This is a genomic window from Stenotrophomonas sp. 2201_Sma, from assembly GCF_056486685.1.
Map to the genome: position 1 here is coordinate 1,279,064 of NZ_CM151329.1, position 20,403 is coordinate 1,299,466.

Below are 20,403 nucleotides of genomic sequence, written 5' to 3' on the forward strand. Positions count from 1 at the left end.
TAGGAAAACACACCATGGTCAAGATTCGACTGACCCGCGGCGGCGCCAAGAAGCGTCCGTTCTACCACATCATCGTCACCGACGTGCGCAGCGCGCGCGACGGCCGCAACATCGAGCGCGTTGGCTTCTACAACCCGGTCGCCCAGGGCGCCGAGAAGCGCATCGAGCTGGATCTGGCCCGCGTTGACCATTGGGTCAAGAACGGCGCCCAGCCGACCGACAAGGTCCGCAACCTGATCAAGGAAGCGACCAAGTCCCAGGCCGCTGCGGCCTGATCCTGACGGGCCACGCTCCGGCGTGGCCCTCCTGGTTGAAGCAGATGAAAGATATCGAGCGCCGCATCCTGCTGGGCAGGATTGTCGGCGCTTTTGGTGTGCGCGGCGAGATCAAGCTCGAGTCCTGGACCGAGCCACGTTCCGCCATTTTCCGTTACCAGCCATGGATCGTGCGCAGTCCGTCCGGCGTGGAGACCACGATTGAAGGTGTGCGGGGTCGCGACAGCGGCAAGCACCTGGTCGCGCGTTTCCCCGGCGTCGAGGACCGTGACGCGGTCGAAGCCATGCGTGGCACCGAGATCTACGTGCCGCGCAGCGCGCTGCCGCCGCCGAATCCGGATGAATATTACTGGGTCGACCTGGAAGGCCTGGACGTGAAGACGACCGAGGGCGTTGCCCTGGGCCAGGTCTCGCACCTGTTCAGCACCGGCGCCAACGACGTGGTGGTGGTCCGTGGCGACCGCGAGCGGATGATCCCGTTCGTGCTGCCGGACTTCGTCGTTTCGGTGGACTTCGAGGCGAACCTGGTCGTGGTCGACTGGGATCCCGAGTTCTGAGCATGCGTTTCGACGTCATCACCCTGTTCCCCGAGTTCCTCGCCCAGTCTGCTGGACTGGGCGTGGTCGGGCGCGCGCAGGAGAAAGGGTTGTTCAGCCTTCACGGCTGGAATCCCCGTGATTACGCCGAAGGCAACTACCGCCGGGTGGACGACCGTCCCTTCGGCGGTGGCCCGGGCATGGTGATGCTGATCGAACCGCTGCAGGCCTGCCTGCAGGCGATCCGCAATGCCGATCCGACCCCGGCCAGGGTGATCTACCTCAGCCCGCAGGGGGCGCCGTTGACCCAGGCCAAGGTCCGTGAACTGGCGGCGCTGCCGCGCATGGTCCTGCTCTGTGGGCGCTACGAAGGCATCGACGAGCGCTTCCTGGAAGCCAATGTCGACGAGGAGATTTCCCTCGGCGACTACGTGCTGTCCGGCGGCGAGCTGGGCGCAGCGGTCATCATCGACGCCGTGGCCCGCCTGCAGGAGGGGGCCCTGAACGACGCTGAATCGGCGGCACAGGACAGCTTCGAGGGCGACCTCGGCCTGCTCGACTGCCCGCATTACAGCCAGCCGGCCCAGCACCCGCTGGGTGACGTGCCGGAGGTGCTGCGCTCGGGCAACCACGCGGCCATTGCCGCTTGGCGCCGCCAGCAGTCCCTGGTCCGCACCGCCCAGCGGCGCCCGGACCTGCTGGATGAACAGGCGCTGGGCAAGACCGACCGCAAACTGCTGGAGCAGGGCCGTCAGGCCCGGAAACAAAAGGCCAGCCCCTAGCGCAGGGCTGGCGTTATCGGCTATCATGGCCAATTCCCGCCGGCCCCGGCTGGCGTGCGCAGTACCCAAAACAAACGTGCAGCACAGTCCGGTGACTGCATGAGCCTATGTTGTCGAATCGACACGCCCACCCGAACAAGAATCGGTGTAACCCATGAGCAAGCTGAACAAGTCCATCGTCGCGGAATTCGAATCCGCCCAGATCACCCGCGAACTGCCGAAGTTCAGCCAGGGCGACACCGTTGTCGTCAACGTGAAGGTGAAGGAAGGCAACCGTGAGCGCGTGCAGGCCTACGAAGGCGTTGTGATCGGCACCAAGAATGCCGGCCTGAACTCCTCGTTCACCGTCCGCAAGATCTCGCACGGCTACGGCGTCGAGCGCGTCTTCCAGACCCACAGCGCCATCATCGACTCGGTCGAAGTGAAGCGCCGCGGCAAGGTCCGCGCCGGCAAGCTGTACTACCTGCGTGGCCTGGAAGGCAAGGCTGCCCGCATCAAGGAAGACCTGGCTGCCGCTGCGCAGGCCAAGGCTGCCCGTCTGGCCGAAAAGGCCTGATAGACAACTCCGGTTGTTGCCGCGACGGCCGCCTTCGGGCGGCCGTTTGCGTTTGTGCTCCTGCATCCGCTAGGTTCGTGCGATGAACAAGAACGACCTGCGCTATCCCGACCGCATCCGCGCGGCGCTTCGTCTGCTGGACGACAAGGGGCTGCCGCGCGCGCAGTCCGCACCGTTGCTGCATCGGATGCTGTGGCGGATGGGCGTCGCTGTGCCGCCGCCGATCCTGGCCGGTTTCCGCATCAACGCGCTGGTGCAGGGGCTGCTGTTCGGCCTGTTCTGGTGCGCCCTGATGTGGCTGCTGCTGTGGCAGGGCGGTGAGCGTCCACTCGGCCTGCTGCTGGGTGCCGGATTGCTGGCGGGCGGCCTGTTCGGTGTGGTGATGGCGCTCCTGATGCGCTCGCTTCAACGCCAACGACAGCTGCCCGAATGGCGCCAGTTCCTGGCCTCGCTGGCGGACTGAAGCGATGGCGCAGTGCGCCGTGACCGCAGGCTGCCGATGGCGCTAGTCTGCGGCTTCATTCCCATGCATGCGCCGTGCGATGCCTTCCAAGCGAGCCGCACCTTCCACTGCACCCAGGCTCCTGTCCGGGGGAAATCCGCAGATCGCCAAGGGCGAGGGTGATGCGCCGGTGCAGGCGTACATCGCCGCCATGCCGGACTGGAAGCAGCCCATCGGCGCACGCCTCGACGCACTGATCGGCCAAGCCGTGCCCGGCGTGCACAAGGCGGTGAAGTGGAACTCGCCGATGTACGCGGTGGCCGCCGATGCCGGCTGGTTCCTCAGCTTCCATTGCTTCGCCCGTTACATCAAGGTTGCGTTCTTCCGCGGCGCGGCCCTGCAACCGATGCCACCGGAGCCGTCCAGAAGCGCCGATACCCGCTACCTGCACATCACGCAGGAGGGCATGCTGGATGAAGCGCAGTTCCTCGAGTGGGTCCGCCAGGCCGCTGCATTGCCCGGCGAACGCATGTAAGCCCGCCATTCCGGACGTTCCGCCGACGAGAGCACACGATGACCACGCATGCACCGAACCCCGACGACGCCGGAACACCCGCGGCCGCACTGATCGATGCGCGCATCGCGGAACTGGGTGACTGGCGCGGTGAAACGCTGGCACGCGTTCGGGCGCTGATCCATGAAGCGCTGCCGGAGGTGCAGGAAACCTGGAAGTGGCGGGGCACACCGGTATGGGAGCATCACGGCATCCTGTGCACCGGTGAGACCTACAAGCAGGCAGTGAAGCTGACCTTCGCCCAGGGGGCGGCCTTGCCGGACCCGAAGCGCCTGTTCAACGCCAGCCTGGAAGGCAACACGCGGCGCGCGATCGACATCCATGAAGGCACCATGCCCGATGCCACGGCGTTCAAGACCCTGATGCGCGCGGCGGCCAAGCACAACGCCGCGAAGAACAAGCGGTAGCACCGGGCCATGCCCGGCGCTACCGGGTCACGGCATCCGGGTCCGCCACCGGTGACGGCGGGCAGGCGGGAATCTCCGACGGTGTGGCAATCGCCTCGGCCTTCGCGGGTGTGCTGATCATCTTCGCCTTCCGCCATCCCCCCCAGCGGTAGTACGCCAGCGACAGCAGCATCGACACCAGAGAACTGACCGGGAAACTCCACCAGATCGCATCTGCGCCCCAATAGGGCTGCAGCAGTTCGGCGAACGGAACGCGCACGCCCCACAGTGACGCGGCCAGGATCAGCAGCGGTGGAATCACCGCACCCGTCGAGCGCACTACGCCGGAAATCACGAAGCTCACGCCGAAGAACAGGAACGAGCCGATCACCACATGGTTGAGGTGGCGCGCGATCTGCAGCGACTCGCTGCCCTGCGGCAGGAACAGGGCCAGCGAGTACTGGTCCAGCAGCACCAGCGGCAGGATCAACGCACCGGTCAGCAGGAAATTGAACAGCACGCCCTTGCGTGCGGTGCCGCGGACGCGATCCCACTGCTGGGCACCCACGTTCTGTGCGGCCATCGTCGAACAGGCCGCGCCGATCGCCATCGCCGGCATCTGCACGTAGTTCCACAATTGCAACGAGGCGCCATAGGCCGCCGCGGTTTCGGTGCCGTACTGGTTGACCATGGTCATCAGCAGGATCACCGACAGCGAGATCAGCACCATCTGCAGGCCCATCGGCACGCCTTTGACCACCAGTGCCTTGAGGATGGTCAGGTCCAGCTTGAACAGGCGCATGTTGGCGCGACCCAGCCACAGCGTGTGGCGCTTGTGCCGCATGTACAGCAGCAGGCCGCCCAGCGAGAGGGTCTGCGACACCAGCGTGGCCCAGGCCGAACCGGCGATGCCCAGCTCCGGGAACGGACCCATGCCGAAGATCAGTACCGGATTCAATGCAATATCCAGCACCACCGACAGCAGCAGGAAGCGGAACGGCGTACGCGAGTCACCGGCACCGCGCAGCGCGGCGCTGAGGAAGGCAAAGGCATACAACGTCGGCATTGCCAGGAAGATGATGCGCAGATAGGCCTCGGCCAGTGGCAGCGAGGCCGCCGGCGTGCCCATCGCCGCCAGCAGCGGATGGGCCATGAACCAGCCGGCGATGGCGATGATCGCCGACAGGCCGATGAAGAACGTGGCACTGGTGCCGACCACGCGCCGTGCCTGGGCGATATCCCGTGCACCGATGGCCTGGCCGATCAGGATGGTGGAGGCCATGCCGAAGCCGAACACCGAACCGATCAGGAAGAACATGATGTTGTTGGCGTTCGCGGTGGCGGTCAGTGCCGCTTCGCCGAGGAAGCGCCCCACCCATACCGCGTTCACCGAACCGTTCAGCGACTGCGCGATGTTGCCCGCCAGGATCGGCAGCGAGAACAGCAGGAGATTGCGGCCGATCGGGCCGGCGGTCAGGTCAAGCGGCGCTTTGGCCATGGGGTGGTGATCGAATCCCGGGAGGCGCACACTAGCACCAAGCCGGTTCGCGGGATGTGGCAATGCATCAACGACAGCAGGTGAGGTCGATGACGTTGGCCTTGATTGGCGGCCTGTTGGCCGCATGTTCGTCGGGAGACCGGCTGGGCGATACCCAGGTGCGGCCGACCGACCGCCCCGAATGTCTGGTCGGCAGCCAGCGCCAGGATCTCGCTGCCGGAGCACCGACCCTGATCGGGGGCAGCGGCTGCCGCACCGACCCCGACAATCCGCGCCCCCTGAACAAGCGAACGGAGTAGTACCTGCCGATGCCTGAGCTTTCCCCGCTGTCGCCCAGTGTCCGTCTGGACATCTGGTTGTGGGCGGCCCGTTTCTTCAAGACCCGCAGCCTGGCCAAGCAGGCCATCGAAACCGGCAAGGTCAGCGTGGCCGGTCAGCGGCCGAAGTCCTCGCGCGCGGTGCGCGTGGGTGAGCACCTGCAGGTCGATCGCGGCGAGGAGCATTTCGAGATCCAGGTGATGGGCCTGAGCGACCAGCGCGGGCCTGCCCCGGTCGCGCACCAGCTGTATGCCGAGAGCGAGGCCTCGAAGGCACGGCGCGCCGAGCAGCGCGCACTGCGCATCGCCGCGCGCGACGGCTTCCAGCCACCGGAGCACAAGCCGGACAAGCGCGCGCGGCGTCTGATCCGCGCGCTGGGCGACATCGACGCGCTGTAACGCAAACGCCCCCAAGGCAGCGCCGGGTCATGCCCGACGAGCCTTCCAGTGGTAGCGCCGCCGGGCCATGCCCGGCGGGCCTTCCGACAGCAGCGCCGGGCCTGCCGGTGATCAGCCGTGCAGGTCGTAGCGGTCCAGCTCCATCACCCGGGTCCACGCCGCGACGAAGTCCTGCACGAACTTCTTCTCGCCGTCTGCACTGCCATAGACCTCTGCCAGCGCACGCAGCACCGCATTGGATCCAAATACCAGATCAGCACGGGTGGCGGTCCAGCGTGCGGCGCCGTCGTTGCGGCTGCGGCCTTCGTAGGTTTCACGACCGGTGGCCTTCCACTGCGTGCCCATGTCCAGCAGGTTGACGAAGAAGTCGTTGCTGAGTGTCCCGGGCCGATCGGTGAAGACGCCGTGCGCGCTGCCATCGGCATTGGCACCCAGTACGCGCAGGCCACCGACCAGCACGGTCAGCTCCGGGGCGGTCAGCGTCAGCAGTTGCGCCCGGTCGATCAGCAGCGCTTCGCCCGGAACGCTGTAGGCGCCCTTGAGGTAGTTGCGGAATCCATCGGCCGCCGGTTCCAGCACCGCGAACGATTCCACGTCGGTCTGCTCCTGGCTGGCGTCGGTACGGCCCGGCGTGAACGGTACGCTGATGTCGTGTCCACCGGCCTTGGCGGCCTGTTCGATGCCCACGCCACCGGCCAGCACGATCAGGTCGGCCAGCGACACCTGCCTTTCACTGCCGGCATTGAACCCGCTCTGCACCTTTTCCAGCGCGGCCAGCACCTTGGCCAGACGGGTGGGCTGGTTTACCGGCCAGTCCTTCTGCGGTGCCAGGCGGATGCGCGCACCATTGGCGCCGCCCCGCTTGTCCGAGCCACGGAAGGTGGAGGCCGATGCCCAGGCCGTGGAGACCAGTTCAGGGACGCTCAGGCCGCTTGCGGCGATCGCCTGCTTCAGCGTGGCCACGTCCTTGGCATCAATGAGCGGGTGCTTTGCGGCCGGCAGCGGATCCTGCCAGATGAACTCTTCGGCCGGCACTTCCGGACCCAGATAGCGCGCGCGCGGCCCCATGTCGCGATGGGTCAGCTTGAACCAGGCGCGCGCGAACGCATCGGCAAACGCCTGCGGATCGGCCAGGAAGCGGCGCGAGATCTTTTCGTAGGCGGGATCCATGCGCAGCGACAGATCGGTGGTCAGCATGGTCGGGCGGTGCTTCTTCGAGGCGTCGTGCGCATCGGGAATGACCGCTTCGGCATCCTTGGCCACCCATTGATGCGCGCCGGCCGGACTTTTGGTCAGTTCCCATTCGTACTTGAACAGGTTCTCGAAGAAGTCATGGCTCCACTGCGCTGGAGTACGGGTCCAGGTGACTTCCAGGCCACTGGTGATGGTGTCGCCGCCCTTGCCACTGCCGAAGCTGTTGGCCCAGCCCAGGCCCTGGCTTTCCAGATCGGCCGCTTCAGGCTCCTTGCCGACGTTGTCGGCCGGGCCGGCGCCATGGGTCTTGCCGAAGCTGTGCCCGCCTGCGATCAGCGCCACCGTTTCCTCATCGTCCATCGCCATGCGGCCGAACGTGTCACGGATGTCATGTGCAGCCAGTACCGGGTCGGGGTTGCCGTCAGGGCCCTCGGGATTCACATAGATCAGGCCCATCTGCACTGCGGCCAGCGGGTTCTCCAGCTTGCGCGAATGCACGTCGCCATCGGCATCGTCATCGGACACCAGCACGCCGTGGGATTCCACCACGCCTTCGGAGCCGTGCTTGTAGCGCACGTCACCGCCCAGCCATGTGGTTTCGCGGCCCCAGTACACATCCTGGTCCGGTTCCCAGGTATCGGGCCGGCCACCGGCGAAGCCCAGCGTCCTGAAGCCCATCGACTCCAGCGCGACATTGCCGGTCAGGATCAGCAGGTCGGCCCAGGAGATGGCCTGGCCGTACTTCTGCTTGATCGGCCACAGCAGGCGTCGCGCCTTGTCCAGGCTGACGTTGTCCGGCCAGCTGTTGAGCGGAGCGAAGCGCTGCTGGCCGCGGCCGCCACCACCGCGGCCATCACCGATGCGATAGGTGCCGGCGCTGTGCCACGCCATGCGGATGAACAGGCCGCCGTAGTGGCCGAAATCGGCCGGCCACCAGTCCTGCGAGTCCGTCATCAGCGCCTTCAGGTCTGCCTTCAGCGCGGCATAGTCCAGGCTCTTGAACGCCGATGCGTAATCAAAGCCGGCATCGAGCGGGTTGGAGCGCGCGGAATGCTGGTTGAGCAGGTCCACGCGCAGCTGGTTCGGCCACCAGTCGCGGTTGGTCGTCGCGTCACCGACGACGGCATGGTTGAAGGGGCACTTCGCTTCGCTTTTCATGGGTCTGTACCTGTGGACTGGCGAAAGGTGGAATCGGGGGAGGCCCGACCCACATTAGGTGGCGCCTGTGGATCGGTAAATTCGATTGATTCAACCAATGCGATAGTGGCTGCCTATTGAATCCAGCGCTTGTACGGGTGTGTGCGATCAGCGCTTGAGCAGCCCCGCGCCGAGCTTCAGCAGGTCGCTGGCCCCGAACTGGCCGTCGCCGTCCTGATCGAGCACCCCGCCCAGCATGCTGCCGATGCCGCCGGACTGCTGCGCCTCCTGGCCGAGGGCGCTGCTGAGTTCGCTGGCGTTGCCCTGCTGGGCGAAGCGCTGGGCCAGGAAGGACATGACGATGGGCGCAAGGATCGCCAGCAGCTTGCCGGAGGTGCCGCTGTCCAGCCCGGTCTTCTGGCCCAGCACCTGCGCGGCCTGCGGCTGCTGGCCACCGAAGATGTGGCCGAGGATGCCGGCCCCATCGGTGGCGCCGCTGCCACCGCCGCCCATCACTGCGCCGAGGATGCTGCCGAGGTCGAAGCCGCCACCCCCGGCAGTGCCCAGATGATCACGCTGCAGCGCGTTGAGCAGGGACTGCGCGCCCTGCGGCTCGCTGGCGTTCTGGCCCATTGCGCCCAGCAGCAGCGGCAAGGCGCTGCCCACCGCCTGGGTGGTCTGGCTGCTGTCCAGGCCGAGCTGCTGGGAAACCTGCTGCAGGCCTTGCCCCTGCTGCAGCTGCTGGAAGAGGGATGCGGCGAGGGATTCGGTGTTCATGGCGGTCTCCGTTCTGTGAAGGAAGGACCGCCCGAGCATAACGCCGCCTGCACGACGGAAATGCGAAGGCTGCCGGGCGCAGGCTCGCTCTGACCGGGGGCGGGAGGGGGGGCCGGCGTTGCGCCGGTCCCATGCCGGTTACAGCAGTGACTTCAGCCGATACAGCGCTTCCAGCGCCTGTTTGGGCGTCAGTTCGTCCGGATCGATGGCGGCCAGCGCCTCCTGCGCCTTGCTGGACGGGGCATTGAACAGGCCGAACTGCTGCGGGGCATCCAGCGCCTGAGGGGCCAGCTCCGCCGCGTGGCTCTCGCTGCCCCGTTGTTCCAGTTCGGCCAGGCGCCGCCGCGCCTGTGCCACGGTCGATCGAGGCAGGCCGGCCAGCGCGGCCACCTGCAGTCCGAAGCTGCGGTTGGCCGGGCCGTCTTTCACAGCGTGCATGAACACCAGCGCTTCGCCATGCTCGACCGCATCCAGGTGCACGTTGGCGATACCGCTGCGGCCGCCCTCGTGCTGCTCGTCGGCCAGCGCGGTCAGCTCGAAGTAGTGGGTGGCGAACAGCGTGTAGCAGCGGTTCTCGTAGGCGAGGTGGCGGGCCACCGCGTCGGCCAGGGCAAGGCCGTCATAGGTGGAGGTGCCGCGGCCGATCTCATCCATCAGCACCAGCGAATGTGGGCTGGCGTGATGCAGGATGTAGCTGGTCTCGGCCATTTCGACCATGAAGGTCGACTGCCCGCGGGCGAGATCGTCGCCGGCGCCGATGCGGGTCAGGATGCGGTCGATCGGGCCGATCACGGCGCGGCTGGCCGGTACGAAGGAGCCGATGTGGGCCAGAAGCACGATCAGTGCATTCTGCCGCATGTAGGTGGATTTACCGCCCATGTTCGGGCCGGTGATGACCAGCATCCGGCGGTCCGGGTGCAGGTCCAGATCGTTCGGCTCGAAGGGCTGCTCGCGCACGGCTTCCACGACAGGGTGACGGCCGCGCTCGATCTTCAGGCAGGGTGCCGTTTCCAGTTCCGGGCGCGACCAGTCCAGTGCCTGCGCGCGCTCGGCGAATGCGGCCAGCACATCCAGTTCACTCAACGCGGCGGCACACTGCTTCAGCGGCTCCAGCTGTGCACCCAGCGTGTCCAGCAGCTGCTCATACAGGAACTTCTCGCGCGACAGCGAGCGGTCGCGCGCGGACAGTACCTTGTCCTCGAACGCCTTCAGTTCTTCGGTGATGTAGCGCTCGGCATTGGTAAGAGTCTGGCGGCGCGTGTAGTGCACCGGTGCGCGGTCGGCCTGGCCCTTGCTGATCTCGATGTAATAGCCGTGCACACGGTTATAGCCGACCTTCAGTGTGGCAATGCCGCTGCTTTCGCGCTCGCGCCGCTCAAGGTCGACCAGGAACTGGTCGGCGTTCGTGGAGAGGCGTCGCAGCTCATCCAGCTCCTCGTCGAAGCCATCGGCCAGCACGCCGCCATCGCTGAGCTTCAGCGGCGGCATTTCAGCGATGGCACGCGCGAGCAGCTGCGCGCAGTCGTCATGCTCGCCCAGCGCGGCGTACAGCGCCTGCAGGCGTGGCGAGTCCAGCGGCGCCAGCACGTCGCGCACCGCAGGCAACAGGCCCAGGCCATCGCGCAGTGTCGAGAAATCGCGGGGGCGTGCCGAGCGCAGGGCGACGCGGGTGAGGATGCGCTCGAGGTCACCCAGGCGACGGAACTGTTCGCGGATGTCGCCATCGCTGCCGGGATCGATCAGCGTCGCTACCGCATGGTGGCGCTGTACCAGCACCTCGCGCAGGCGCAACGGGCGATGCAGCCAGCGACGCAGCAGGCGGCCGCCCATCGGCGTGACGGTGCTGTCGAGCACGCCCAGCAGGGTGTTGCGGGTATCGCCGTCGACCCGCGTATCCAGCTCCAGGTGGCGGCGGGTCGCAGCGTTCATGGCGATCGCCTCGCCGGCGGTTTCCATCGCGATCGAGGTCAGGTGCGGCAGGCGCTGCTTCTGGGTTTCTTCGACATAGCCGAGCAGGGCGCCTGCGGCGGCCGTGGCGCGTGGCTTGTCGTCGATGCCGAAGCCGCTCAGGTCATGCAGCTTGAAGAAGGCCAGCAGCTGCCGACGACCGCTGTCCGCATCGAACAGCCATGGCGCGCGGCGACGCACACCGCTGCGCTGGCGCAGGAAGTCCGGCCAGTTCTCCTCGTCCGGCACCAGCAGCTCGGCCGGCTCCAGGCGCGCCAGCTCGGCTTCCAGCGCGTCGTCGGTGTCGACTTCGTTGACCAGGAAGCGGCCACCGGCGAGGTCGGCCCAGGCCAGGCCGTAGCCCTGCCGGGTGCGCGACAGGGCCATCAGCAGGGTGTCGCGGCGTTCGTCGAGCAGTGCTTCGTCGGTGACCGTACCGGGGGTGACGATGCGGACCACCTTGCGCTCGACCAGCCCCTTGGCCAGGGCCGGGTCGCCGATCTGCTCGCAGATCGCCACGGATTCGCCCAGCGCCACCAGGCGTGCCAGGTAGCCCTCGTAGGCATGCACGGGCACACCGGCCATCGGAATCGGGGCGCCGCCGGAACTGCCGCGCTGGGTCAGGGTGATGTCGAGCAGGCGTGCAGCCTTGCGTGCATCGTCGTAGAACAGCTCGTAGAAGTCGCCCATGCGGAAGAACAGCAGCAGATCCGGGTACTCGGACTTCGCTGCGAAGAACTGCTTCATCGCAGGCGTGTGTTCCTTCGAGCCCTTGCTGGCGCTGTTGTTTTCTTTAATATCAATCACTTGAGTTGAAGGGCTTTGAGTGGAGTGACGGTGATTCGAGGCGAATGAGGGCGAGTGACGGTGTTTTCTGTAGTGACGATGTAGCGACGGGCGCGGGATGGGGTGGGGTGGGGTGTAGCAACGCCGTGTAGCAATGGCCGCGGGCGTGCGTTACTGTAGCAACACCGGCACCCGGAGGGGCATGCGATGAAGAGTCCAGCGTCAAGCAGTAGGGCGGGTTCGCTCAAGTTTAGTTTGACCTACGCCCAGGTGCTGGCGCTGTCGGTCCACAAAGGCCCGGCCTTGGATGCGCAAGGAAAGGTTCGGCTGGTCCCGCGCCCGGACGGGAAGGCTTACGTGGTGCTGGACGGCGGGCCGGGGGCTCCCACGGGGTTTGGCTTCCGGGTCGGCTCCACGATGACCACCTACGTTGGCCAGAAACGAGGGCCCACAGGCACGCCGATCCGCTTCACCTTGGGCAACGTGAGCGACATGGGGCTGGACGAGGCCAGGGAGGCGTGCAGGGAGCACCTGGCGCTGTTGAAGGAAACGGGGAAGAACCCCGTCCACGTCAAGCGCCAGCAGTTGCTGGAAACGCTGGAAAGGGAATCGGAAAAAGAGTTCGGGGATCTGACCCTGCGCGAGGCATTGGAGCGTTACATCGCCCACTTGGACGCCCGCGCAAAGAACAAGAAGATCAAGCCGGCCAGCGTGGACGCGGTGAGGGACAGTTTGGCCCGCCTTTCACGCCCCACGGTTGGGTTGGCGGACAAAACCTTGAACGAGCTCCATTTGGAGGTCATCCAGCAGGCCTTTGATGCTTGCCGGATCAGTTCCATGCAACTGTCCAATCGCATTCCGCGGGACATGAGCAGAAAGCTGGCGGAGGTGGCGGATTGGGCCAAGCTCACCGTTTCCCAGCTGGAAGCGTTGGGCATCACCGGCAAATACATCCAGCGGGTGCGAGCTGCAGGGTTGAGTTCAACGGAACACACGTTTTCGGACGCCAGGCGAGCGGTGGATTTCCTCATCGACGAGGAAAGAGCCCGCGATCATCGGTTTGGCCGTCCCCAGCGCCAGTTCTACAACCCGCTGGTGGTGATCCATACCCGCGACATGCTCCGGGAAGCGCACGAGCTGCGAAACCATTACAGCCGGGCAGAGGTTCGCAATCCCCTGGACGACAAAACGCTGCCCAAGGTCCTCAAAGCCATTGCAGCACGGCGGGACGAACAAGGCGGGCGCAATGCGGCCGGGGCGGACTACCTGCTGCTGACCTTGCTTTGGGGAACACGGCGCAGCGAGGCTGCTCCGTTGCGCTGGTATGACCGCTGCACGCCCGGAGAGTTGTCGCAGGAAATGGTGTCCTGGGTCTGGCTGGCGGGGCCAGAGGACATCAACCCGACCACCAAGCGGGCGGGCAGCCAGGTCTACCTTTTCGAGACCAAGAACAAGGAGCAGCGGTTCTTGCCCGTCACCTACTTCGCCGAGCGCGTCCTGCAGCGGCGCTTCAACGAGCGCGCAGACGATACAGGGGCCAAGCAGGGATTGGAGGCCGCCAAGGCCGCGCTGAGCGCCGCGAGCAAACGGGGTGGGCAACGGGGACTGATCGACGCCTTGGAGGCGGCGGTGGCCGACGCTGAGCACGCGTTGGATCGAACCCGGTTCGTCTTTCCGGCAAGGTCCGGGCGCAGCAAAACGGGTCATTACTCCGACAGCAAATCCATCATCGCCAACGTGCGTCGCGACGCTGGGCTGATCGATTTGCGCGAGGAGGTGGATATCGGCCTGACCCCCCACGATTTGCGTCGCACCCTGGGGCGCTATGCCGAACGGATTCACGGCACCAAGGCCCGGGTCGTGTCGCAGATGCTTCACCACCGGATCAAGGACAAGGATTCCGCGGCCACCGACGCGATCTACACCGAGCAGGAGTGGTCGGTCCTGCGTCAAGCGTTTGCCGTGGTGGAAGAGCACATGATGGCGAGCAGTCCCCGGGTCTGGAACCGCTGGAAAGGCACGGACAAACCACGGCTGGATGAGGTCAACGACCCGCCAGTGACGATTTTTGCAGCACGCAACCAGAAGGTGGCGCTCGATGACGAGGATTGAGCCCGTTCGCACAGAAGAGGCGTTCCAAGCCAAAGCGGAAGCCTCTTGGAACGCAGAGTTGGCCCGGGCGAAGAGCGTTGGAGGCGGGTTGGTGTCCGCCAAAGCCGCCGCGTGGTTCTTGGGCATCCACGCCGACACGCTGGGCGAGTGGCGCCGACGCACCCCGCCCACCGGGCCCCGCTTTCAGAAGGCCACCGGCAGCGCCGTCAATGGCCCCAACCAGCATGTGAAATACGACTACGGCGAACTGGTGGCTTGGAAGGATGGGCGTCAGGGCAGGTCAGCGAAAGAGCGTCGGCTGACCGCTGAGCTGGAGCGCTTGAGCCAACAGCAGCGAGAGCTGGAGCTGGAGCGGCAGATCCACGAGGCCAAGGTGGCATTGGAAAAGCTGCGCAAGAACGCCGGGCGCTTTGCTGCGTTGATCACGTCCCACGAAGGTTGGGCCATTCCCCACCCATGGGCGGTGGTGGGAGGGCTGATTGCCGGGCACGTGCTCACAGTGGACGAGGGCACCTTGGATCGCGCCTTAGCAGAGGGCGAAATCTGGGAGGCCCCCTTGGCCGAGGCGCTGCTGGAGCCTTGGACCAGCGTTGCGGCGCGCGAGCCATTCGATGACGCGATGGAGGCGGCACAGTCCGCGTTTCAGGCGGCGTGGAGCGAGGTCCGGAACCAAGCCCGTGCTCAAGGCTTGGATGACGGCCTGCCGCCCGCGGCGGACCCAATCACTCGCACGCCGTTCCGCTTCTAAGCTGCCACAGTCCCCTTTGACATCGGTGCATCCCAAGCATGTCGTTTGATTCAAAAGCAAAGACCGAAGCGGCGCTGATCCGTCGCTATGCCGACCGCTACGGGCACGCGGACGACATGTTCGCGGGCGGGTGGGGCGTGCCATGGGGGAAGCTGATGCGCGTGCTCGACAACGAACTGGCCGTTGAGAGAAAGCAGCGCCAGGAGCTGGCGGCCGGCAAGCGGAAGGTGGTGCGGACGGACACATGGACCGCCGCCGAGGCCGCGGGCCTGCTGAACATGACTTACGAAACCTTCAACGCCTGGGCTCGCAAGGTGGGCGTGGTGGTGGACAAACCGGGGCAGGCGCGCACCCATGCCGCCATATCGCTGGTGGATCTTATCGACGCCGCCGAGGACGAGAAAAGCCGTCCGGGCGGCCGTCCGTGGCGGGATGCGAGGGAGGCAGGCCACCTCTTGGGGGCCACGCGAACGCTGCCCGAGGGCTTGGCGACGTTTCGAGAGCAGCTCAATGGCGACCTCCTGCTCACGATTGGGGTCGATGAGCGAGGCGAGCGGGTGGTGGCGTCGGTAAGGCCAATCGAAACACGGGGCGCGAAGGACCATGTTCGTATGTTCTTCCGAAGCAAGAACATCGCTGAGGTTGATCAACACAACTACTTCAAACTCGAGGTCGAGGAACGCGGGCTTGCCGAAGCGTTCGGCATGCCTTGGGCGCAGCCCGCACTGAAAGGCGCGTTGCTCCAATGCCACAAGGACTGGCTGGGCGCCGTTGCCGACTTCATGGCGTGGGAGGAGTCCCTGGCCATCAAAGACGCATCGGAAGCACGGGCTGCATTCGATGCCGAAGAGGACCCGCAGGCCGCGCCAGCCATGGCGCTGAAAGCGCGCGAAGCAGAGCGAATGAAGGACGCGAAGATGGCGCTCACGGCTCGTAACGAAGCAAGAGCGGAACTGCTGGACGTCTCGCTTCCGGCCCCTGCCCCGAGCAGAAAGGGAACGCCCTTTTAGAGGGTCCTTCAGGGGCGCAACGCCCCTGTCTCGCCGGCTGCCCGCCGGCTCGGTCGTGGAGAGATAAAAGCGGGGAGGCAGCGGCTTCCGCCGCCGCCCCAGCGTGGCTGGATGAATGAGGATTCAGGTCCAAGAGGGGAGGCCCTCTTAGGGCATCGAAGCGCGCGGATCGTGACTGGAAAATGGAGCCACACCAGCACGGAGACAGTCATGCAACCGCTCATCCTCTCGCTCGACCCCTCGCTCTTGAACCATTTCTCTAACGTGACCCCGCAGGTCCTCGCCGACGCCTTGGCCGACCTTCTGCCCCACGCATTGGACCTGCTTGCCGCCGACACCAGCACGTCGGTCATCGTGCCCAACCGCGGCCTGCAGGGCGTGCACCCCGACCAGGTGCTCACCCTGCAGCTGGCAACGCTGAACAGCTTCCTGGACATCGAAGACGCCGCCAACGGCTAAGCCAGCAGCGCAGCAGTAAACCTGGTCAGTCTGGCCGAACCCCCAAAAAAAACGTTCGCGAAACGCGGCTGACCAGCCGTGCTGGCGGAGCTTTGTCCAAACCAAGGAATCGACATGACGCAGCAGATCTTTACCTTTCACATCACCGCGGCGCTTGACATCGTCGCTCGGTTGCCAATGCCTGGACGAAGCAACAAGGGCGCCGAGCGCGAGGTGTGTCGGAAGTCAGCAAAAAAGTTGGCAGAGGCGTTGGTGACGTTTTTCAGCATCAATCGCGTTGAAAAGGCCATTTCCTGCTCGGTTGATGAAGGGATTGCTGAAGTGCTGCCGCGAGTCAGTTTTCCTCGCCATCTTGCGGGCCTCATGGATTTCCCCGAGTCCTATCCGGCCGATACTAAAGAGGGTTTCGCCGAGCTTTGCGGCGATGGATTGGCGACAAGGAGCTATGCCATCCAGGCGGCCACGCAGGAGGAAGCCCTGTCGCGATTCCGTTCCTTCAGTGCCGAGCAGCTCAATGCGGTTCCTTGGCAGGTGTGGGGGGTGGCCTTCTACGACGCAATGGAGTTCACCGTGCAGGGGCAGTTGTTTGCCCTGAATGTGAGCGAAGAGAAGATCGAAAAGATCGCTGATCACATCGAGCTCGAGCTGTAGTAACTAGCGCCAAGCCTGGCCCAACCCTTACAACCCCGTTCGCGAAACACGGCCTTTAAGCCGTGCTGGCGGAGCTTTGCCCAAAAACCTGGAGATTCCCCATGAACACTGTTGCTCACCCACTCAATACCAGCGCGCTGTCCCTGCCGAAGCAGCGCAAGAGCACCTCCGCCCCTCGCGCCACCAAGCTCGCGTCCTCCACGGTCGGTTACGACCGTCTGCCTGCAGCACAAAGCACGGACACCTGGCTCACCCCGCCGGAGCTTATTTGGGGCAGCCCAAGGGAAGGCTTCACGGGACTGGGGCCGTTTGACCTCGACCCTTGCACGCCGGAGGAGGGCATGCCTTGGCCCACCGCGACTCGGATGCTCAAGCCGAGCAACGACGGCCTGACGACGGCCTGGCCCGAAGACGCCTTCGTGTTCATGAATCCTCCGTTTGGCCGCGGCCAAGAAATCTGGATGCAGAAGCTGGCCGAGCACCCGGCCGGTGGCATCGCCCTGGTGTTTGCGCGAACCGAGACCCGCTGGTTCCAGTGCTTCGTGCTGAACCACCCCAACGTCAGTGCGGTGGTGTTCCAGGAAGGCCGATTGAAGTTCCACCGGGCAAACGGAGACGTGGGGGATGCGCCTCCTGCTGGCCCGGCGTGGATCGCTTACGGGGACGAGGGTGCCCGTCGACTGAAGCGGGCGGTCAAGGAGGGGCAGATCCGCGGGTGCTTCCTGGAGCTGGACGTGGCCCGGGCGAGTTTTGGGGTAGGCGGGGGCGTGGGGGCGGCCAACGATGAATGAGGTCGCCAAGCTTGTGAAGGCCATCCGGGCCATTCCTTCCACGTCTGGCAAGCCGTGGAATCCGCAGAGTGCAGTCGAAACGTTTGTTCAGCACGCGCTGATGTCGATGGGGCATATCCACGCAGATACCAAGGGTTACCTCGATCCCAAAGTCCTTGCTTTTGGCCCCTTGAAAAAAAATGTCGAAGAGGCACCGGAAGTTGTAGCAGCCATCAACGCTTACATCAAAGCGGTCTTCGCAAGCAGGCCGTTTGACGATGTCCTGGGACAAGTCCATGCAGAGCTGCTGGGCAGGAAGGGTGGAGAAGGGCTGGGGCAGTCTTTCACTCCCGGCGATCTTCTCGATCTGGTTCAAGCCCTTGCCACCAGGCATCGGCCTGGTGAGGGCGGGGCCAAGGTCTACGACAGCTGTTGCGGCGCGGGTTCGCTGGCCCTTGCCGCGATCAGGAGTCAACTGAAACACCTTCCAAGCGAAAAAATCCTGGTGCTGGCGGGGGACATCGATCCGTTGTGCGCAGCGATGACGGCTTTGCAGATCCACGCGAATCAAACGTTTCATTTCTTGCCGCTTGGGGCGGTCAAAGTCACGGGGGGGAACGAACTGATCGGTCCCAGGCGCCCCGGGTTTTGGTCCCACTTCCACCTCTACGAGTAGAGGCCGGAGGCCCGCCTTTCCCTCTTCAAGACTCGGCGGCGAGCAGCCGCCGGCTCTTGCTTCAAGCCGCTTTTGCTCTTGTTTTTCCTAACAGGTAACAAGCACCTGTTACCCCCTTGTTACCCGTGAAAGCCTTGTCCCATAAGGAGGTAACAAGGGGTAACAGGGTAACGGGTGGATCGCGAGCTCCCGATGGATGTATGCATGGATGTTGTGAGCGGTGAGTGGATTTTTCTTGCGTGGATCTCTTAAACCACTTGTTACCTTGTTACCACCTGTTACCCCCAGTAAACATAAGGGTTTGAAGGGTAACAAGTGGGTAACAAGCACTTGTTACCTCCAAGGCTGATGCTTGAGGTATTTCACACTTTCAAGTGTTTCTGGAGCATCAAAAGCAGAAACGAACATCCGTTGGCGCGAGCCCTTGCCAGTTCCGTAAAGCCTGCTTAGATGGATTTGTGGCCACAACAGGACCACAAATCAAGAAACGGAGCAGGCAGTGAAGACGAAACGCGAAAAGACCGCACGGGATGAGTTGTTGAAGGCCCGGGTCAGCAAAAGTTTTAAGGCGTTGGTGGAGGAGACGGCGGTGGCCCGTGGGCAAACCCCTTCCGAGGCCATGCGTCAGGCGCTTCAAGAGTGGGTGCATCGCCCCAGTCAAGCGGCATAAAAAACCCCGGGTGCGAACCGGGGCGTTTACAACTAGGGATTACAACATGAAGAGTAAGTCGAAGACTGGCCCTGTCAAGGGCGGGGAGGCCAATGGCGACGCCGTTGATCAGGCTCCGAAGAAAAAGGGCAAGGCCTTTGGGGCCGAAGCCAATCCCAACGACGCCACGGATGACCTGGGTGTGATCGGGGAAGACCTCTCGTTTGAGCTGGCCTATGCCGACGATATGCGCCGCGGCAACCAGTTTCGCATCGGCGGCAAGATGGACAACGGCGAGATCGACGTTTCCCTGTATCAGTGGGATGAGTCCGAAGGCATCTGGGCCCTGCAAGCCACCCGGGAAGTAGAAGCCCACGCGTTGGACTGGATGCGCAAGCACGCCCCGGAGGACGCCAAGCAGAGCAGCGCAACCAGCTGCGTCAAGACGGCCATGCTCGAAATGATCCGCTTGCCTGGCATGAAGTTGCCTGAAAGCCAGCATCGGGCCATCGTGCCGCTGAAGGGCGGTTACCTGGAGATCCTCAAGGACGCTAACAAGAAGGCCTACATCGAATACCTGCCGGCCGACCCCAAACACGGGATCACATCTCTTGTTCCAGCGAAGCTCAACCTGGACCAGGTGAAGTCGGGTCGTTACACCCCCAAGCCGTTGGACCCCAAGTCGCGGTGGGCCAAATATCTGGATCGCTTCATGCCTGACATGGCCGTGCGAGGGTTGCTTCAAGAAGCCATGGCGTCGTCGGTCATGCCGATGTGCCTGGAAAAAGCCTTCCTGTTGCTGGGAAGCGGCAGCAACGGCAAGAGCACCTTGCTTCACGTCCTGCGAGCCATCCACCCCAAGAACACTGCGGTCCGCATCGACAAGCTGGATGGGCAGTTCGCCATGGCACCTCTCGCTTCCAAGACTCTTTATCTGGCGACAGAGGCGCCCAAGGTCCTCTCCGATCCTATCCAGCAGGTCTTGAAGGCGCTTATCTCGCGCGATCCCATGTCAGCGGAGAACAAGGGCAAAGATGCCTACACCACGGTGCCGCGCGGCACGCTCTTCCTGGCACTGAACGCCATGTTCTCGGTGACGAGTCACGAACACGGCTTCTGGCGAAAAATTTGCATGATCCCGTTCAATGTGCGCCTGGCCGAGAACGACAAGGACCGCGATCCGGACTTCCACAAGAAGCTGACCGAGGACCCGGCGGAAATGGCCGTGATCATCGACTGGCTGCTGGAGGGGGCCATGCGCCTCATTGAGCGTGGCGGCCTGCCCGAGGAAATGCCCGAGGCCGTCAAAGCGCTGGCCGAGCAGACCCGGCACGAGACGGACACCACGGCATCTTATTTCGCCGAGCGCATGGTCATCGAAGAAGAAGGCACGTGGACCGACAAGAACGACATCTATGCAGACTACCGAAACTACGTTCTGGATGAGCTGGGCCGCAAGCCGGTGGGTGCTGAAGAGCTTTGGAAGCGGGTGCGCGAACGGATGCCGGGGCTCCAGCAGAAGCAGAAGAAGGCGACGAAGGGATCGAAGGCCGAGCGCTGGGTCAACCTGCGCGTGGGGGGATTGAAGCCGCGCCTGGAGGGCGGGGCTCCCCAGTCCATCCCGGACGAGGAGGTTCCGTTGGGTGACCCTCTGAGCAAAGAGGCCATGGAAGCCATCGACCTCCTGTCGGGCGCACCGATGGCTGAAGCCGCGTAGGCCTT

Annotated in this window: 22 protein-coding genes; 18 read left to right on the plus strand and 4 right to left on the minus strand. The window is 64.6% G+C overall.

Features of this window, described 5'->3' with window-relative positions:
* The first annotated feature begins 14 nt into the window (after positions 1 to 14).
* The 7 genes from rpsP to ACZLIF_RS06025 all read left to right on the plus strand — a co-directional run bounded on the left by rpsP (position 15) and on the right by ACZLIF_RS06025 (position 3,572).
* Positions 15 to 275, plus strand: coding sequence for a 30S ribosomal protein S16 (gene rpsP / locus ACZLIF_RS05995; RefSeq protein ID WP_005415733.1), 261 nt, complete (start codon positions 15 to 17; stop codon positions 273 to 275).
* A 44-nt stretch (positions 276 to 319) separates the two neighbouring features.
* A complete protein-coding gene (rimM, locus tag ACZLIF_RS06000; RefSeq protein WP_053518968.1) occupies positions 320 to 832 on the plus strand; it encodes a ribosome maturation factor RimM in 513 nt (170 codons plus the stop codon).
* Between the two features lie 2 nt (positions 833 to 834).
* Positions 835 to 1,593 (plus strand): tRNA (guanosine(37)-N1)-methyltransferase TrmD, encoded by a 759-nt coding sequence (gene trmD, locus ACZLIF_RS06005; protein WP_053518966.1) that lies wholly within the window; start codon positions 835 to 837, stop codon positions 1,591 to 1,593.
* Between the two features lie 154 nt (positions 1,594 to 1,747).
* Complete coding sequence (gene rplS / locus ACZLIF_RS06010) at positions 1,748 to 2,149, plus strand: 50S ribosomal protein L19 (protein WP_053518963.1); 402 nt, start codon at positions 1,748 to 1,750, stop codon at positions 2,147 to 2,149.
* 82 nt (positions 2,150 to 2,231) lie between these two features.
* Positions 2,232 to 2,612, plus strand: a complete 381-nt coding sequence (locus ACZLIF_RS06015; RefSeq protein WP_065174641.1) for a DUF6404 family protein — start codon at positions 2,232 to 2,234, stop codon at positions 2,610 to 2,612.
* A 79-nt stretch (positions 2,613 to 2,691) separates the two neighbouring features.
* Positions 2,692 to 3,126: a DUF1801 domain-containing protein gene (locus ACZLIF_RS06020; RefSeq protein WP_053518995.1), complete on the plus strand. Its 435-nt coding sequence runs from the start codon at positions 2,692 to 2,694 to the stop codon at positions 3,124 to 3,126.
* A 38-nt stretch (positions 3,127 to 3,164) separates the two neighbouring features.
* Positions 3,165 to 3,572: a DUF1801 domain-containing protein gene (locus ACZLIF_RS06025; protein WP_053518959.1), complete on the plus strand. Its 408-nt coding sequence runs from the start codon at positions 3,165 to 3,167 to the stop codon at positions 3,570 to 3,572.
* Between the two features lie 19 nt (positions 3,573 to 3,591).
* Here the strand turns inward: ACZLIF_RS06025 and ACZLIF_RS06030 are convergent, their stop codons facing one another.
* Positions 3,592 to 5,049: an MATE family efflux transporter gene (locus tag ACZLIF_RS06030; protein ID WP_128989453.1), complete on the minus strand. Its 1,458-nt coding sequence runs from the start codon at positions 5,047 to 5,049 to the stop codon at positions 3,592 to 3,594.
* Between the two features lie 62 nt (positions 5,050 to 5,111).
* On the opposite strand from ACZLIF_RS06030, the gene ACZLIF_RS06035 reads away from it, so the two are divergent.
* Together ACZLIF_RS06035 and ACZLIF_RS06040 are read left to right on the plus strand one after the other, a co-directional pair.
* Entirely contained in the window at positions 5,112 to 5,348 is a 237-nt protein-coding gene (locus ACZLIF_RS06035) for a hypothetical protein (RefSeq protein ID WP_053518955.1), read from the plus strand.
* A 9-nt stretch (positions 5,349 to 5,357) separates the two neighbouring features.
* The gene (locus ACZLIF_RS06040) at positions 5,358 to 5,765 is read left to right on the plus strand and encodes an RNA-binding S4 domain-containing protein (protein ID WP_053518953.1); all 408 of its coding nucleotides are present in this window, start codon (positions 5,358 to 5,360) and stop codon (positions 5,763 to 5,765) included.
* Between the two features lie 111 nt (positions 5,766 to 5,876).
* Here ACZLIF_RS06040 and katG read toward each other — a convergent pair whose 3' ends face one another.
* The 3 genes from katG to mutS all read right to left on the minus strand — a co-directional run bounded on the left by katG (position 5,877) and on the right by mutS (position 11,567).
* Positions 5,877 to 8,117 carry a catalase/peroxidase HPI gene (gene katG, locus ACZLIF_RS06045; protein ID WP_128989455.1) on the minus strand — a complete coding sequence of 747 codons (2,241 nt, stop codon included), beginning with the start codon at positions 8,115 to 8,117 and terminating at the stop codon, positions 5,877 to 5,879.
* A 147-nt stretch (positions 8,118 to 8,264) separates the two neighbouring features.
* Entirely contained in the window at positions 8,265 to 8,873 is a 609-nt protein-coding gene (locus tag ACZLIF_RS06050; protein ID WP_128989457.1) for a DUF937 domain-containing protein, read from the minus strand.
* 138 nt (positions 8,874 to 9,011) lie between these two features.
* Entirely contained in the window at positions 9,012 to 11,567 is a 2,556-nt protein-coding gene (mutS, locus tag ACZLIF_RS06055; RefSeq protein ID WP_478462414.1) for a DNA mismatch repair protein MutS, read from the minus strand.
* Between the two features lie 294 nt (positions 11,568 to 11,861).
* Here mutS and ACZLIF_RS06060 point away from each other — a divergent pair, with 294 nt between their 5' ends.
* From ACZLIF_RS06060 to ACZLIF_RS06100, 9 genes are all read left to right on the plus strand, one after another.
* Complete coding sequence (locus tag ACZLIF_RS06060) at positions 11,862 to 13,718, plus strand: integrase arm-type DNA-binding domain-containing protein (protein ID WP_224119354.1); 1,857 nt, start codon at positions 11,862 to 11,864, stop codon at positions 13,716 to 13,718.
* 91 nt (positions 13,719 to 13,809) lie between these two features.
* Complete coding sequence (locus ACZLIF_RS06065) at positions 13,810 to 14,466, plus strand: nucleotide-binding protein (protein WP_478462416.1); 657 nt, start codon at positions 13,810 to 13,812, stop codon at positions 14,464 to 14,466.
* A gap of 38 nt (positions 14,467 to 14,504) precedes the next feature.
* Positions 14,505 to 15,476, plus strand: coding sequence for a hypothetical protein (locus ACZLIF_RS06070; protein WP_478462418.1), 972 nt, complete (start codon positions 14,505 to 14,507; stop codon positions 15,474 to 15,476).
* Between the two features lie 210 nt (positions 15,477 to 15,686).
* On the plus strand, positions 15,687 to 15,935 hold the full coding sequence (locus ACZLIF_RS06075; protein WP_464048679.1) for a hypothetical protein: 249 nt from the start codon (positions 15,687 to 15,689) through the stop codon (positions 15,933 to 15,935).
* 114 nt (positions 15,936 to 16,049) lie between these two features.
* Positions 16,050 to 16,586, plus strand: a complete 537-nt coding sequence (locus ACZLIF_RS06080; protein ID WP_464048680.1) for a hypothetical protein — start codon at positions 16,050 to 16,052, stop codon at positions 16,584 to 16,586.
* A 101-nt stretch (positions 16,587 to 16,687) separates the two neighbouring features.
* Positions 16,688 to 17,377 (plus strand): DNA N-6-adenine-methyltransferase, encoded by a 690-nt coding sequence (locus ACZLIF_RS06085; RefSeq protein ID WP_464048681.1) that lies wholly within the window; start codon positions 16,688 to 16,690, stop codon positions 17,375 to 17,377.
* Positions 17,370 to 18,032: an N-6 DNA methylase gene (locus ACZLIF_RS06090; RefSeq protein ID WP_464048682.1), complete on the plus strand. Its 663-nt coding sequence runs from the start codon at positions 17,370 to 17,372 to the stop codon at positions 18,030 to 18,032. Before ACZLIF_RS06085 ends, ACZLIF_RS06090 begins: the two co-directional genes overlap by 8 nt.
* Positions 18,033 to 18,531: 499 nt before the next feature.
* Complete coding sequence (locus ACZLIF_RS06095) at positions 18,532 to 18,702, plus strand: ribbon-helix-helix protein, CopG family (RefSeq protein ID WP_140222693.1); 171 nt, start codon at positions 18,532 to 18,534, stop codon at positions 18,700 to 18,702.
* Between the two features lie 46 nt (positions 18,703 to 18,748).
* Entirely contained in the window at positions 18,749 to 20,398 is a 1,650-nt protein-coding gene (locus tag ACZLIF_RS06100; protein ID WP_197581596.1) for a DNA primase family protein, read from the plus strand.
* Positions 20,399 to 20,403: the final 5 nt, after the last annotated feature.